22 protein-coding genes are annotated in these 15,612 nt (G+C 33.3%); all 22 read left to right on the top strand.

The genetic code is table 11. The features are described from left to right. Positions 1-6: 6 nt before the first annotated feature. The 22 genes from LPB88_RS17720 (at position 7) to LPB88_RS17620 (ending at position 15,599) form a co-directional block, all read left to right on the top strand. Complete coding sequence (locus LPB88_RS17720) at positions 7-591, top strand: NUMOD4 domain-containing protein (protein ID WP_230716976.1); 585 nt, start codon at positions 7-9, stop codon at positions 589-591. A 249-nt stretch (positions 592-840) separates the two neighbouring features. Next, entirely contained in the window at positions 841-2,229 is a 1,389-nt protein-coding gene (gene lpdA / locus LPB88_RS17715) for a dihydrolipoyl dehydrogenase (RefSeq protein WP_230716975.1), read from the top strand. 201 nt (positions 2,230-2,430) lie between these two features. Further along, positions 2,431-2,922, top strand: a complete 492-nt coding sequence (locus tag LPB88_RS17710; protein WP_230716974.1) for a YgcG family protein — start codon at positions 2,431-2,433, stop codon at positions 2,920-2,922. 93 nt (positions 2,923-3,015) lie between these two features. Beyond that, positions 3,016-3,915, top strand: a complete 900-nt coding sequence (locus LPB88_RS17705; protein WP_230716973.1) for an arginase family protein — start codon at positions 3,016-3,018, stop codon at positions 3,913-3,915. Positions 3,916-4,035: 120 nt separating this feature from the next. Then, complete coding sequence (locus LPB88_RS17700; protein ID WP_230716972.1) at positions 4,036-4,464, top strand: carbonic anhydrase; 429 nt, start codon at positions 4,036-4,038, stop codon at positions 4,462-4,464. Continuing rightward, positions 4,460-4,714: a hypothetical protein gene (locus tag LPB88_RS23885; RefSeq protein ID WP_370635869.1), complete on the top strand. Its 255-nt coding sequence runs from the start codon at positions 4,460-4,462 to the stop codon at positions 4,712-4,714. Before LPB88_RS17700 ends, LPB88_RS23885 begins: the two co-directional genes overlap by 5 nt. Before the next feature lie 296 nt (positions 4,715-5,010). Next, positions 5,011-5,400, top strand: a complete 390-nt coding sequence (locus tag LPB88_RS17695) for a DUF1801 domain-containing protein (RefSeq protein ID WP_230716971.1) — start codon at positions 5,011-5,013, stop codon at positions 5,398-5,400. Between the two features lie 62 nt (positions 5,401-5,462). Further along, on the top strand, positions 5,463-6,143 hold the full coding sequence (locus LPB88_RS17690) for a DUF4919 domain-containing protein (protein ID WP_230716970.1): 681 nt from the start codon (positions 5,463-5,465) through the stop codon (positions 6,141-6,143). 18 nt (positions 6,144-6,161) lie between these two features. Next, on the top strand, positions 6,162-6,593 hold the full coding sequence (locus tag LPB88_RS17685) for a GNAT family N-acetyltransferase (RefSeq protein ID WP_230716969.1): 432 nt from the start codon (positions 6,162-6,164) through the stop codon (positions 6,591-6,593). A 15-nt stretch (positions 6,594-6,608) separates the two neighbouring features. Further along, the gene (locus LPB88_RS17680; RefSeq protein WP_230716968.1) at positions 6,609-7,109 is read left to right on the top strand and encodes a hypothetical protein; all 501 of its coding nucleotides are present in this window, start codon (positions 6,609-6,611) and stop codon (positions 7,107-7,109) included. Positions 7,110-7,188: 79 nt separating this feature from the next. Further along, the gene (locus LPB88_RS17675; RefSeq protein WP_230716967.1) at positions 7,189-7,779 is read left to right on the top strand and encodes a hypothetical protein; all 591 of its coding nucleotides are present in this window, start codon (positions 7,189-7,191) and stop codon (positions 7,777-7,779) included. Between the two features lie 345 nt (positions 7,780-8,124). Further along, positions 8,125-8,724 (top strand): NAD(P)H-dependent oxidoreductase, encoded by a 600-nt coding sequence (locus LPB88_RS17670; protein ID WP_230716966.1) that lies wholly within the window; start codon positions 8,125-8,127, stop codon positions 8,722-8,724. Beyond that, the gene (locus tag LPB88_RS17665; protein WP_230716965.1) at positions 8,721-9,077 is read left to right on the top strand and encodes a DUF4180 domain-containing protein; all 357 of its coding nucleotides are present in this window, start codon (positions 8,721-8,723) and stop codon (positions 9,075-9,077) included. Before LPB88_RS17670 ends, LPB88_RS17665 begins: the two co-directional genes overlap by 4 nt. Before the next feature lie 231 nt (positions 9,078-9,308). Then, positions 9,309-9,794: an SRPBCC domain-containing protein gene (locus tag LPB88_RS17660; protein WP_230716964.1), complete on the top strand. Its 486-nt coding sequence runs from the start codon at positions 9,309-9,311 to the stop codon at positions 9,792-9,794. A gap of 93 nt (positions 9,795-9,887) precedes the next feature. Beyond that, on the top strand, positions 9,888-10,784 hold the full coding sequence (locus LPB88_RS17655) for an NmrA family NAD(P)-binding protein (RefSeq protein ID WP_230716963.1): 897 nt from the start codon (positions 9,888-9,890) through the stop codon (positions 10,782-10,784). A 12-nt stretch (positions 10,785-10,796) separates the two neighbouring features. Next, a complete protein-coding gene (locus LPB88_RS17650) occupies positions 10,797-11,711 on the top strand; it encodes an AraC family transcriptional regulator (protein ID WP_230716962.1) in 915 nt (304 codons plus the stop codon). A 65-nt stretch (positions 11,712-11,776) separates the two neighbouring features. After that, the gene (locus tag LPB88_RS17645; protein WP_230716961.1) at positions 11,777-12,193 is read left to right on the top strand and encodes a hypothetical protein; all 417 of its coding nucleotides are present in this window, start codon (positions 11,777-11,779) and stop codon (positions 12,191-12,193) included. Positions 12,194-12,229: 36 nt separating this feature from the next. Next, positions 12,230-12,910, top strand: coding sequence for an aspartate/glutamate racemase family protein (locus LPB88_RS17640; RefSeq protein WP_230716960.1), 681 nt, complete (start codon positions 12,230-12,232; stop codon positions 12,908-12,910). A gap of 83 nt (positions 12,911-12,993) precedes the next feature. Next, positions 12,994-13,362, top strand: a complete 369-nt coding sequence (locus LPB88_RS17635) for a nuclear transport factor 2 family protein (protein WP_089352506.1) — start codon at positions 12,994-12,996, stop codon at positions 13,360-13,362. Positions 13,363-13,441: 79 nt separating this feature from the next. After that, positions 13,442-13,864 (top strand): DUF1801 domain-containing protein, encoded by a 423-nt coding sequence (locus LPB88_RS17630; RefSeq protein WP_230716959.1) that lies wholly within the window; start codon positions 13,442-13,444, stop codon positions 13,862-13,864. A 6-nt stretch (positions 13,865-13,870) separates the two neighbouring features. Continuing rightward, positions 13,871-14,968, top strand: a complete 1,098-nt coding sequence (locus LPB88_RS17625) for an MBL fold metallo-hydrolase (protein ID WP_230716958.1) — start codon at positions 13,871-13,873, stop codon at positions 14,966-14,968. 103 nt (positions 14,969-15,071) lie between these two features. After that, positions 15,072-15,599 carry a GNAT family N-acetyltransferase gene (locus LPB88_RS17620; RefSeq protein WP_230716957.1) on the top strand — a complete coding sequence of 176 codons (528 nt, stop codon included), beginning with the start codon at positions 15,072-15,074 and terminating at the stop codon, positions 15,597-15,599. The last annotated feature ends 13 nt before the right edge of the window (positions 15,600-15,612 follow it).

The raw sequence follows: 15,612 nt of genomic DNA, 5'->3' as shown, positions 1-15,612 counted from the left end.
AAGAAAATGCCACAAAACAGATTTTATCCAAACGAACAATTTAAAGAAATAGAAATAAATGCTTCATTACAATTACGTTATGCCATTTCAAACAGAGGCCGATTAATAAGCTTTACTGATGAAATTGAAAACGGACGTCTCTTAAAAGGCGGATTAAGTGATGGATATCCAACTTTCAGATTTAAAGTTAAAAAAGACGACAAGATTGTCAACAAATATCTCTTTTTATACAAATTAGTTGCCCAGTATTTTATTCCCAAACAATCAGAAGAACAAACTTATGTATTGCATCTGGATTACAACAGAAGTAACGATGATGAAAAAAACCTGCGTTGGGCGACAAAAGCCGAAATGATGGCACATAGTCGTAAAAGCCCACGTGTAATTCAGGCAAAAAAGAATCTGATTGAGCATAATTTAAAGGCTGACGGACGTAAATTGACGACCACAAAAGTCATGCTGATCAAAAAAATCCTAGCCCGCCCGGAACAAAAAACACGCCTTAAAATGATCGCTAAACAATTTGGCGTAAGCGAAATGCAAATCAGACGAATCGCCAGCGGAGAAAACTGGGGACACGTTAAGGTTTAATTTTTTTTAAAAATGTAAATAGTAAAATGTGAAATGTGAATCCAAAATTGGGTTCCATCTCACATTTTACTGTTTTTATTTCACATTTCATATTTACATTTCACATTTTACAATGAACATTTTACATATCTAAAGTGTTTTTTAAAATAATTCCTTAAATTCGCAATCACAAATAACAAAAGAATAAATCGGAAAATGAGTTTCGGAATTAAACCTCATTTTCGGTATTAAATACTAAAAACCAAAAAAATGAAATACGACGTTATTGTTTTAGGAAGTGGTCCTGGCGGATATGTAACAGCGATTAGAGCTTCACAATTAGGCTTTAAAGTAGCTGTAGTTGAAAAAGAAAACCTTGGTGGTGTATGTTTAAACTGGGGATGTATCCCAACAAAAGCATTACTAAAATCAGCTCAGGTTTTTGATTATTTAAAACATGCATCTGACTACGGATTGAAAGTTTCTGAATTCGATAAAGATTTCCCTGCAGTTGTACAACGTAGCCGTGGTGTTGCTGAAGGAATGAGCAAAGGAGTTCAGTTCTTGATGAAAAAAAACAAAATTGACGTTATTGAAGGTTTTGGAAAACTAAAACCAGGAAAAAAACTTGACGTTACAGATAAAGATAATAAAGTTACTGAATATAGCGCTGACCATATTATTATTGCAACTGGAGCTCGCTCTCGTGAGTTACCAAACTTACCACAAGATGGTGTAAAAGTAATTGGTTACCGTCAGGCAATGACATTACCAACACAACCAAAATCTATGATTATTGTAGGTTCTGGTGCAATTGGAGTAGAATTTGCTCACTTTTATAACTCAATGGGAACAGATGTTACTATTGTAGAATTCATGCCAAACGTTGTTCCTGTAGAAGACGAAGATATCTCAAAACAATTTGAGCGTTCTTTGAAAAAAGCCGGAATTAAAGTTATGACTAACTCATCTGTTGAGCGTATTGACACAATTGGTGCAGGAGTAAAAGCATTTGTTAAAACTGCAAAAGGTGAAGAAGTTCTTGAAGCTGACATCGTACTTTCGGCAGTTGGAATCAAAACAAACATCGAAAACATAGGTTTAGAAGAAGTAGGTATCGCTGTTGACAGAGATAAAATCTTAGTAAATGCTTACAATGCAACAAATATCCCTGGATATTATGCCATTGGAGACGTTACTCCGGGACAAGCTTTGGCTCACGTAGCTTCTGCTGAAGGAATTAACTGTGTAGAGAAAATTGCAGGTTTACACGTAGACCCAATCGATTACGGAAACGTTCCTGGTTGTACTTACGCAACTCCTGAAATCGCTTCTGTTGGTTTAACTGAAAAACAGGCTAAAGAAAAAGGATACGAATTAAAAATTGGTAAATTCCCATTCTCAGCTTCAGGAAAAGCTAAAGCTGCCGGAACTCCAGACGGATTCGTAAAAGTAATCTTCGATGCTAAATACGGAGAATGGTTAGGATGCCACATGATTGGTGCTGGTGTTACAGATATGATTGCTGAAGCAGTTGTAGCTCGTAAATTAGAAACTACAGGTCATGAAATCCTTAAATCTATTCACCCTCATCCAACAATGAGCGAGGCTGTTATGGAAGCTGTTGCTGATGCTTACGGCGAAGTAATTCACTTGTAATAATTTAAATGTAGTGGTGCAAAATAATGCATCTTCTATATTAGGTTACATATAATTTTCAATTTAAAAATCCGATTTGTGAAAACAGATCGGATTTTTTTTTACACAATTCTATAAAAATAAATTTAATTATGATAACAATCCGAAAGCTGATTTTTAATAATAAAGCACTAATTTTGCAGCGCCCAAAACAAATTTACCATGAAAAAAATAGCGTTCCTTTTAACAATTTTTCTTTTTTTATCGCATAACCTATTTGCGCAGACAAAAACCGAAACTCCAACTGTTTTTGCAAAATCATACGATTACGTAAATGATTTTGAAAAAATTCTTACTTCAGATCAAATCAAGTCTTTAACCGATTTTTTAAAAGTAAACGAAGCAAAAACAAAAAACAAAATCCTGATTGTAACAACTGCTTCAATAACTCCTTATACTGATCTAACCGATTATTCATTAGCTTTAGACAAGTATTTAATTTCTAAATTAAATATCGACACCTCTATTTTAATTTTGATTAGTAAGCAATTAAGGCAAATTCAGGTTCAGGGAGTCAATAAAATACGCGCTAAAATGACTGATCAGGAAATGAAAGATATTGTATCTACGTATGTAATTCCAGAATTAAAAAAAGGCGATTACTACAAAGGCTTACAAGAAGGTACAAGGCAGCTAGTAAAAAAGCTGGAATAAAAAATACAACATAGTCTTTGATTGCGAAAAGTCGGTCTTTTTTTATTTAGATCTAAATCATATTTTAATAACTTTATGGCTAAATAAGAAGTCATGAAAGAAATATGCATTGTTGAGTTTCCGTCTAATTTAGGTTTAAAAGAACCTCAACCCGGAAAAGAACCAGGCGTAAAACGTTTGCCTGATTGGTTATGGAAACATAATTTGCATAAAATAATTGATCCTAAAAGTACCATAAGACTCGACGCACCAAAATATTCAAATATCAGAGAGGTCGAAACTAATATTCTCAATGCAAATTTATTAGTCGATTATTCCCGGGAACAAGCCTATTTAATCAATAATTTATTGAGCCAAAATAAATTTCCTTTTGTGCTTGGCGGCGATTGCAGTATTCTTTTAGGGGCAGCAATTGCGTTAAAACAAAAGGGGAATTACGGATTATTGTATCTCGACGGCCACACCGATTTTATGGATGTTTCCCTTTCTGAAACCGGGGGTGTTGGCGGAATGGCAGCTTCTATAGTAACAGGTAACGGTCCAGAAAAACTTACCAATATTCTTAATTTATCTCCTTACATAAAAGAAGAAAACCTTTGGTGTGTAGGCAATCGCGAATATGATGACGAATACGAAAATGAAATCAGAAATTCTTCAGCGACCTACATAAGCCTTCAGACACTTCGAAAACAAGGTATTCTAAATACCATACAATCATTTCTCTCCGAAATCGAAAACAAAAATCTGGATGGTTTCTGGCTTCATATCGACGTAGATGTTTTAAACGATGCTATAATGCCCTGCGTAGACAGCCGAACTCCAGACGGACTTACCTATGATGAGTTCAATGAACTTACCTCCTGTTTATTTAAAAGCGATAAACTTAGCGGACTAGAAATAACAATTCTGGATCCTGATTTAGACCCAACTGGTCAATACACAAAAGATTTTGTAACAAATATTACCACGACTTTCAACTCCTTTAAGAATTAGATTTATTTGATATAAAAAAAACTTCTGGTGGCGATTTTATCTGTAGAAGCAAAATAATTTTGCATAGTTCTAAAAACAAGAATAGAACATCAAAAACAATTTAATTTTAAATTCCACAGTATGAAAACAAAAGTAGCAGTATTGGCACTTATCGTGTTCTCAATATTTGGTTGTAAAAGACACCACGAGCAAAAAAACAACATTACAGAAGTAAACAAAAATCTAACTTGCCTGGAACAATTAACAGAAGGTAACAAAAAATTCTTAGATCAAAAATCAATTCACCCACATCAAAACAAGCAAACCATTTTAGCTAATCAAGACGGACAAAAACCATTCGCAATTGTAATTACGTGCTCAGACAGTAGAGTTTCACCAGAAATTGTATTTGATCAGGGTATTGGAGATTTATTTGTGATTCGTAATGCAGGAAATTTAATTTCTGATATCGATATGGGAAGTATCGAATATGCAGTCGAACATTTAGATGCAAAATTAATTTGTTGTTCTAGGGCACACAGAGTGCGGAGCTGTAAAAGCTTACATTAATGATAAAGACGGAGCCTACAAAAAACATTTTAACCATATTGATGACATAGTTGAAACCATTTCGAAAGAAAAAGAAGAGATAGATGCAGACAAAACCACTCCAAAAGCGACAAACTATTTAGGAGCAATTAACGCTAATATCAAACATTCAGCAAAATTAATTCAGGACAATCCAATCATAAAAGAACATAAAGTTCAAATTGTTTCTATGCGATACGATGTACACATAGGAAAAGCAGAGCAATTGTAAACAATGTTCAACATACTAAAATATCAAAATCCGATTTGTGAAAACAAGTCGGATTTTTTTTATTTTGGCGTGTCCCTTCGGGTCGGGCTATTCGCTACAAGTCCTCGCACTTCCTTCGTCAGGCTGTAGGCTTTTCACTACTATCCCTCACACAAACAAACATTTCTATAAAAACATTCCTTTTTCAGATTAAATTTTCTTGATAAAAAAGACTATTTTAGCTACAACTAATAACTTCAAAAAGCCAAACAAAGAGTTATTTCATAATTCTAAAGCAAATAAAAAAGCTCATTATCATGAATGCAGCCACACAAGATTATAACAATTTGCAAAGTAGTTCAGACAAGGAAATCTGTGATCAGTTGGCAACTATAATCAACGAGAATTTACCAGATGCCGAAAACAAAATCTGGCACGCGCATCCTGTTTGGTTTCTCGACGGAAATCCAATTACAGGTTACAGTAAACTCAAAAATTGTGTCCGTTTATTGTTCTGGAGCGGACAATCTTTCGACGAAGAAAAACTTGTAAATGAAGGTTCTTTCAAAGCTTCAGAAATTCGTTATACATCTCCCGAACAAATAAACAAAGACGACTTAAAACGCTGGCTCAAAAAATCCATCGAAATACAATGGGATTACAAAAACATCGTAAAGCGCAAAGGAATACTGGAAAGACTTAAATAAAGAATCCATTTTTAACAGCAATAATACTTATCTAATTCAATCAAAAATCTAAAACCAAAACTATGATTAGAAAATTTTTATACCTGACAGTATTATTATTAACAATCACGTCATTCGCGCAAGAAGCCAGTTTTAAAGTTCCGGATTACAAAGCAATAGAAAAAGAGATTTCGGACAAAAAATCACCTTTTTATTATCCAAAATTAATGGAACGCTTTGTTAGCAATGATACGCTTTTGACCGTCGATGATTATCAGCATTTATATCTTGGCTATGTTTTTCAACCCAAATATAACGCATTCTGGAAATCTCCTGACGAAGAAAAACTTCGCGAATTTTATAGCAAAGAAAAACTGGAAACACAGGATCATGACGAAATCATAAAACTTGCCAATCATTCTTTAAGCGATTTTCCATTTGATTTAAGACAGCTCAATTTCCTTACCTATATCTATCATCTCAAAGGCGATGATAAATCTTCTGATTTGGCTTCCCTAAAATTTCACAACATCATGAATGCGATTTTTTCTAGCGGAGACGGAAAACAATGCGAAACCGGTTTTCATGTTATATTAGTCGAACACGAATATGTAATGCTAAATGTTTTCGAAATTGAATCTAAATCCCAATCTCTCGTTGATAATTGTGATTATTTAAGTTTCGAAAAAGGAAAATATAATGTCGATGGTATTTACTTTAACATCGAAAAAATGCTTGAAAATGAATCCAAAGCCCTAAAATAGAAAACCACCTTACTTCAGATGAAAATAGTATCGATTAGAAAAAGTGATTACGATTCTTTAAGAAACTTATTTTTAAAAGAAAGACAAAACACCTTTCATTGGCTCAATCCTTTAGAATTTCAGCTAAAAGATTTTGACCGCTATACAAAAGGAGAACTTATACTAGTTGCCCTTCTTGATGATATTCCCGTAGGTTTTATTTCGATTTGGATGAAAGATAATTTTATTCATCATTTGTATATCGACCAAAACCATCAGGGAAAAGGAATCGGAACTCAATTATTGAAAGCCGCAATTAAAAAAACTAAACTTCCAATTACTTTAAAATGTCTCGAAAACAACACAAAAGCTGTTAAATTTTATCTCCAAAAAGGCTTCTTCGCAGTAGAAAGAGGACAATCTGAACATGGAGGCTATATACTCTTTGAATTATTAAAAAACATTGACTAACAACCAAAATAAAAAATGAATACACAAACTACAATTCTTCTAATTGGTCTACTACTTATTTTAATTTCCATATTTTCCTCTTATCGAAAAACTCAAAAAAATAAAAACTTACAAACATTAAATCCAAATAAGTTAATACCGGGACCAATTGTTCACGAGCAGCTAACTAACGAGCAGATTGAAAAAATAAAAAAAATCCAATCTACTTTTTCAGATGTTTATCAGGTATCGTTGGAAGATACTATTACAAATTTTAAGAGAGATCGAAATCCCGATAACGAAATCAGAGTTTGGTTTAATATGATGCAAGCTTATGAAAAATTCATCTCAAAAGATTCTCAAATAACAGTTGAGAAGAAATCTGAAGTTTTCAAGTTAATTTTATTACGCTCTATGATGGATGAAAATATAGTACGAAGTCAAACTGAATGTAAAATATTAACTAAAAATGAAATGAATGAAATCTTTGAGTACTATACATTTGAATCCAAACCAATAATAACAGCAAAGGAATAAATTATATCGTAAGATTTTTAACCTCAGATAGTACTTTAAAAAAATCAAATAACCAATAAAAAACAAACCAAAACCCCAAATGAAACCAATTACCAAAAAAGACATCGATAAACCAATTGGAGGCTTATTTTTCATGATTATCAACACTGCAATCTGGGCTTTTATAGCCGAATATTATCTTGAAAATAAAGATTACAGACTTATTGGCATTCTCTTAGGCTTTATCATTACAGCCTTTTTATATTTCTATTTTACGTTTACCAAAGCACAAAAAACGCTGACTGATAGCGTTGAAGAAAAAACTGCCGAAGAAAAAGGTAAAGAAAAATGGTTTTTAATCATCTTTGGTTTAGAAGGTTTAGGGATACTTGTTGCCAAGAATATTTTGATGAACATCAATCATAACGAATTATTTATTTCGTTTTTTGCTCTGGTCGTTGGCTTGCATTTTTTTCCATTAGCCAAAATTTTCAATCGCACTTTTGATTATTATATGGGAACCTGGACTTGCTTATTTGCCTTAATCGGTATTTATTTAATAACGCAAAAAACTGCGACGGTAAATCTTGCAAATGTAGTGGTAAGTTTAGGCTGCGCAATTGCAACCATTTCTTATGGCGTTAGAATGATTAATGAAGGTAGAAAGTTGCTGCAAATACAAACCAAATAAGAAAAAAAAACAAATGACCTTGGTTTTATAAATACTCCAACTAAAAGTTTTTTTGAATGAGAGATTTCTGGCATAGCCGCGATTGAAACGATATCCTTTTTGCTGCTCCTTTAGCAGGGAAAAGATTTAGTGTAAAGCGGGACAAAAGGTCTTATTGTTTTTTTTTATGCTCCTAAAAAAAACTCCTGCTTTTATTGAATTTGATTTTTGTTTAGGAGGAATCTTTAGAAATTTTCATTTAAAAAGTCATAACATAGTCTTAGATTTAATTCGTACTTTAGTAGTAGACAAAACATTACGTTCTCTGTTTTAGTTTTATTCCTTTCTAAACTTAAAACCATACCAATGAATATCTTAATCGTTTATAGCCATCCGAGCAAAAAATCCTATACTTTTCAGGTTTTAGAACGTTTGAAATCTATCTTGGGAAAGCAAAATTGGAACATTGAAGTTTCTGATTTATACCAAATGAATTTTCAGAGTGATATGTCTGAAGAGGAATATGAAAGAGAAGGTTTTGCCAAAACAGATCTTCCAATTTCTAAAGACGTCTTGGCAGAGCAAGAAAAAATCGAAAAAGCCGATTGTATTATTTTTCTATATCCGGTTTGGTGGAGCGATTGTCCGGCAAAACTAAAAGGCTGGTTTGATCGGGTTTATTGCGTTGGATATGCTTACGGACAAAATGAAACTTCTAAAGAGATGAAAACAATTCCGGTAGGCCTCGCAATTTGTACGGCAGGACATCCAAATAAGTTTCTGGAAGAAATAGAAATGGCGCAAAGTATGCAAACTGTTATGTTGGAAGATCGTCTGGGAAAACGATTTGAAAATAAAGAAATGATAATTTTGGGTGGAACTCTAGAATTGGAAAAAGTTATGGAAAAACATTTTTCACAACTTGATACTGTTATAGAGAAAATTAAAAATTACTTATTGAAATGAAAATAGAAACGCATACGATAAACAATACAAGAATTGCCGAAGTAATTGCCGAAAATAGCATAATTGAATCTATAGAAGATGGTTCTCAATTAGTTGCCGATATTTATTATCAGGACTTTGATAGAATTATACTTTATGAGAAAAATATAACACCTCTTTTCTTTAATTTGAAAAACGGAATTGCCGGCGAAATACTTCAAAAATTCTCCAACTTTCGCGTGCGTTTGGCAATAATTGGTGATTTTGAAAAATATGAAAGTAAAAGTATCAAAGATTTTATTTTTGAAAGCAATAAAAATCGTCAAATCAACTTTGTAAATAGTTTAGAAGAAGGTTTACGAAGACTTTCTTAATAGTTTCTATAAATAAAATAGTAAACTTTATTTTTCTCTTTTTATGTGATTGCTTCGTTCCTCGCAATGATAAAATTGAGTCGAAATGCAAAATCATTAATTCCAACAATCTAAAATCTACAATCTATATTATGTCCTAAATCCCCCTTACAATTGTCTTCTCAACACCCTAACACACTGATAATTAAAAAGTAATTTTGTAATTATACTAATCTATAAAACAATTGAATTATGAATGCTTTAGATTTTACCACAACTCTAATTGTAGACCATTCTCCTCAAGAAGTTTTTAATGCCATTACCAATGTTCGCGGTTGGTGGTCAGAACAAATTGAAGGACCTACAGCCAAACTTAACGACGAATTTAATTATCATTACGAAGATATTCACCGCTGCAAAGTAAAATTAATTGAGGTGATTCCGAATCAGAAAATTGTTTGGCTTGTTGAGGAAAACTACTTCAAATTTACCGAAGATGAGACCGAATGGACAGGCACTAAACCTACGTTCGAAATCTCTGAAAAAGATGGTAAAACAGAACTTCGCTTTACACATGTTGGTTTAGTTCCGGAATACGAATGTTTTGACATTTGTAGAGATTCCTGGACAACTTATATTCAGAAAAGCCTAAAAAACTTAATTGCAACCGGAAAAGGAAATCCAAACGGAAAAGACAAACCTCAAACAGAAAATGAAAGAAAACTATCGGCCAAATAACGATAATCTTATTTTAGACTAAGACAATCGTAGATTTGGCTAAAGCTATTGCTTTGTTGTTGCGCAACTTTGTATCAACAAAAAAATAGAACGATGAAAATTATAATTACAGGTTCTTTAGGGAACATCAGCAAGCCACTGGCTACAGCATTAGCACAAAAAGGACATCAGATCACTATAATTACCAGTGACGCCGGAAAACAAAAAGAAATTGAAAAGTTAGGCGCAAAGGCAGCAATTGGATCTGTAGAAGATGCAGCATTTCTGACGCAATCTTTTACAGGGGCAGATGCCGTTTATTGTATGATTCCGCGCGCTAACTATTTTGATCCTAATCTTGATTTGGACGCTTTTACACGTAAAATTGGAAACAGTTATGCAGAAGCTATCAAAAATTCGAGTGTGAAACGTGTTGCTTTTCTAAGTAGTGTTGGTGCCCATTTAGAGAAAAATTCAGGAATAATTCAGCGTTACAATGAGATCGAAAGTGTTTTGAACAAACTTTCAGATGTTGGGATTACCTTTATGCGCCCAACTTCATTCTTTTATAATCTCTTAGCCTATATTCCGGTTATAAAAAATCGCGGTTTAATTGCTGCAAATTATGGCGCTGACAGAATGATTCCGTGGGTTTCTCCAAATGATATCGCCGAAGCAATTGCAGACGAAATCACAACTCCGCTTGACGGAAAAAAAATTCGTTATGTAGGAAGCGAAGAATTAACGGGTCATGAAACAGCTCAAATCATAGGCAATGCGATTGGAAAACCTGATTTAAAATGGGTTTTAACAACAGATCAGGAAACTCTGGACGGTTTGGTAAATGTTGGAATACAGCCAAAAATTGCTGCAGGTTTGGTTGAGATGTATGCTGGACTTTATAACGGTACACTTGCCGAAGACTACTACCAAAACAGACCTGCCATAATGGGAAAAACAAAACTGGCTGAATATGCAAAAGAATTTGCTGCTCTGTATAATCAAAATTAAGTAACTTGTAGCATGGCAAATCAACAACCTTATCGCATTAAAAGCATCAGCGAATTTCATGAATTTAGAGATTTGCCAAAACCGGAACATCCGCTAGTCAGTGTTTATAATTTTGAAGATATTAAACACCTGAACGAAGCTGAACCTAAAAGTCTCATGCTCGATTTTTATTCCATTGCACTAAAACGACATGCAAATGCAACGATGCGATACGGTCAGCAGGAATATGATTTTAATGAAGGGGTTTTGCTATTTATTGCACCAGGTCAGGTTTTTTCTATAGAAGGAAATGCAGAACTTCAGCATACAGGATGGTCCTTATTGGTCCATCCTGATTTTTTGTGGAATACGCCACTTGCTAAGAAAATCAAGCAATACGAGTATTTCGGATATTCGGTTCATGAAGCTTTACATCTTTCTGATAAAGAAGAAAAAATGATCATTGGAATCATCAAAAACATTCAACAAGAATATCAATCTAATATTGATAAATTCAGTCAGGATGTAATTATTGCCCAAATCGAACTATTACTTACTTATTCTGAGCGTTTTTACAATCGTCAGTTCATTACCAGAAAAATAAGCAATCATAAGATTCTGGAACGTTTAGAAAAATTATTAGACGATTATTTTACAAATGATTCCTTATCAAAAAAAGGATTACCAACGGTTCATTATGTTGCCGAAAACTTAAACGTTTCGCCCAATTATTTAAGCGGATTATTAAAAATGCATACAGGTCAAAGCACCCAACAACATATTCATGATAAATTAATCGAAAAAGCCAAAGAAAAACTTTCTACAACCAATTTATCCATTAGCGAGATTGCCTTTGAATTGGGTTTTGAGCATCAGCAATCCTTCAGTAAATTGTTTAAAACCAAAACAAATGTTTCACCTTTAGAATTCAGACAATCTTTTAATTAATTAACATTCTTCAATCAGATATCTAAAGATATTATCCATAAATTCGCTACAAATAAGCGAAAGTTATGAATCCGATTTTTAAAAATATTCTGGCCGTTATTATCGGTCTTTTTGTGGGAAGTGTTGTCAATATGTTCATCCTATTATTGAGCAACTCAATTATTCCTGCTCCAAATGGTGCTGACGTTACCACTGTTGAAGGCTTAAAAGCCACGATACATTTGTTTGAACCAAAACATTTTATCTTTCCGTTTTTAGCACATGCCATCGGAACTTTTGCAGGTGCTGCAGCTACTGTTTTAATTGCCTCAACTCATAAACAAAAACTAGCTTTAGGAATTGGCTGTTTCTTTTTATTAGGCGGTATTGTAAATACTTTCACCTTACCTTCTCCTCTTTGGTTTACTATTGTAGATTTAGTTTTTGCTTATATACCAATGGCTTACCTGGCAATAAAATTATTTGCAGGAAAGAAATCATAAAAACATTTTAGCCATTAATCTACTAGTATTAAATCAATGAAAAAAATTGGACTTGTGGGCGGAATCAGTTGGGTTTCGACCATCGATTATTACAAACTAATTAACGAAGGTGTAAACAAAAAACTAGGCGGATTGCAATTTGCCGAATGTCTTATTTATTCCTTGAATTTTGGTGATATACAGGAAAAAACCTGGCAGAACTCTTATGAGCTTTTATTAAATGCCTGCTTAAGCTTAAAGAAAAGTGGTATTGATGCCATAGTTTTATGTGCCAATACAGCTCATCTTTATGCAGATGAACTCGAAAAAGAAGTTGGTTTGCCTTTAATTCATATTGGTACCGAAACAGCAAAAGCCATAACACAAAAAAACATTACTACAATTGGACTTTTGGGAACTCAGTTTACGATGGAAATGGATTTTTATAAAGATCGTCTTAAAAGTTTTGGTCTCCAAGTACTCATTCCTGAAAAACAAGAAACCCGCGATTATATACAATATGTTCTAAAAGAAGAACTGGGAAGAGGAATTGTAACTCCAGAATCCAAGCAGAACTATATTAAAATTGCAAACGAATTAATTTCTCGCGGAGCCCAAGGTATTATTTTAGGTTGTACCGAAATTCCGATGTTAATTAATCAATCTGATTTTTCGGTTCCTGTTTTTGACACCACAAAAATCCATTCAGAAGCTATTGTAGACTTCATTTTGTCCTAAAAATAAAAGACAATAAATCCATCCCTGTTTTTATTTCAAAGAAGTAAATTTCATAACTTAGTTAGCTTTTAAATTCTAAAATCATGACTAAGAAATATATTGCGCAGGAGTTTTTAAAACTCGCAGCAAAAGGGCATTCTCACGAGGCTTTTCGACTTTATGTAGGTAAGAATTTTAAACATCATAATGCTTACTTTAAAGGCGATGCTCAAACTTTGATGTTGGCAATGGACGAATCATCACGAAAAAATCCGTACAAAACTTTAAAAATACATCATGCATTAAGAGACGGAGATATGGTTGCCGTGCATTCGCATGTAAAACAAAATTCGACTGATTTAGGTGCTGCCGTGGTGCATCTTTTTAGATTTGAATCAGACAAAATAGTAGAACTTTGGGATTTAGGACAATCGATTCCAACGGAAATAAAAAACGAAAACGGAATGTTTTAGAAATCTGTTTTTTACACGCAGATTTTGCAGATCAAACAGATTCTATTGACAATAAATTATTCAAATCAAATAATTCGTGATGGCAAAAAATAAAACAACTGAAACAGCACAAAGTGTGACCGATTTTGTAAATGCTGTTGAAGATGAAACTAAAAGAAAAGACTCTTTTGAACTCATCAGGATCATGCACGAAGTCACTGGTTTTGAACCCAAAATGTGGGGACCAAGTATTATTGGTTTCGGAAGTTATCATTATAAATATGCCAGCGGTCATGAAGGCGATGCGCCACTTGTAGGTTTCTCGCCCAGAAAAGCTGCAATCTCACTTTATGCCTATGCTTCGTCTGAACAGAAGGAAGAATTGCTTTCTAAATTCGGAAAATACAGGGCGGCAAAAGGTTGTGTTTATATCAAAAAAGTAGCCGATATTGATGTCGAAATTCTAAAGAAAATGATTGCTGCTTCGGTCGAATATTTAAATAAATTATATCCCTCAAATTAAGACACTATGGTTCTTACAATACTTATTATTTTAGTCGCAATCCTTTCTTTCTTTTTACTACACCCAAGATATGGAAAAAGACCATCAGGCGAAAGACTGGTTTTAATACAAAAGTCTCCTCAATATAAAAACGGAAAATTCGAAAATATCAATTATACGCCCGAACTTGCAGAAGGTTATGGCTACTTTGATATAGTTTCTGATTTTTTATTCAAGAAAGTAGATCGAAAAATTCCGACTGACATAATCCCATCAATAAAAACAAATTTACTGGAACTTGATAGCAATGAAGATATCTTAGTTTGGTTTGGACATTCTTCTTATTTTATTCAGCTTGAAGGAAAACGTTTTTTAATAGATCCCGTTTTCAGTGGCAATGCCTCTCCTATTATCGGAACTACAAAAGCATTTAAAGGAACTGATATTTATACCGCCAATGATCTTCCGGAAATTGACTATTTATTGATTACACACGATCATTATGACCATTTAGATTATACAACGATAATGGAATTAAAACCTAAAATCAAAAAAATAATCTGTCCGCTTGGTGTTGGTTCACATTTTGAATTTTGGAAATTTCCAAATCAAAATATCATCGAAAAGGATTGGTATGAAAAAATAGAACTCGATCAAAATATTACGCTTTATACCACTCCGTCAAGACACTTTTCCGGTAGAAGTATTAAACGTTGTAATACTCTTTGGACTTCTTTTGTATTAGAAACCAAAGACTTTAAAATGTATTTGGGCGGCGACAGTGGTTATGATTCTCATTTTGCTGAAATTGGTGCAAAATACGGTCCTTTTGATATTGCGCTTCTTGATAACGGCCAATATAATCCCGCCTGGAAATACATTCACAATCTCCCCGAAGATGTCATAAAAGCCATGAAAGATTTAAATACAAAAAGAGTTTTCCCGGTTCACTCTTCAAAATTTTCACTATCGCTTCATGCCTGGGATGAGCCTTTGATTAAAGTAACAGAATTAAACGCGGCTTCAGCAAATCCGATTCCGTTAATTACGCCAATGATTGGTGAATTGGTCGAACTAAAAAATGAAAAACAAGAATTTAAACAATGGTGGAAAGGAATCAATTAGATTTTAGATTTTAGATTTTAGATTTTAGATTTTAGATTTTAGATTTTAGATTTTAGATTTTAGATTTGAACACGTTTACTTTGTCATTAATAAACATAAAATAATGAATCAATCAGATTGTACTATTCGAAATGCTTCTCCATCAGAATTTGAAGAAATTGGAAAATTACTCATCAGTGTTTATTCGCAATTAGAAGATTTTCCGAAAGAAAATGACCAACCCAATTATTATAAAATGCTGGCTAATATTGGTGATTTTACCAATCATCCTGAAACTGAACTTTTAGTAGCAATCGATAATAATAAAATTCTTGGCGCTGTGGTTTATTTTAATGATATGAAATATTATGGCTCGGGCGGAATTGCAACTCAGGAACAAAACGCAGCAGGTTTCCGATTATTAGGCGTTGATACAAATACACGCGGAAAAGGAATTGGTAAATTACTGACGCAGGAATGCATCAAAAAAGCCACTGACAATAAACGCGAACAACTTATAATTCACTCTACTTTGGCAATGAAAACAGCTTGGAAAATGTATGAAAACATAGGATTTAAAAGATCTGAAGATTTAGATTTTATGCAGGGAGAATTGGCGGTTTTTGGATTTAGATTAAAGATTAACTCATAAAATTAATACCTTA

Origin of the sequence: Flavobacterium sp. JAS (genome assembly GCF_020991455.1) — a bacterium.
Taxonomy (GTDB): domain Bacteria; phylum Bacteroidota; class Bacteroidia; order Flavobacteriales; family Flavobacteriaceae; genus Flavobacterium.
This window is presented reverse-complemented; position numbering and strand designations above follow the sequence as displayed.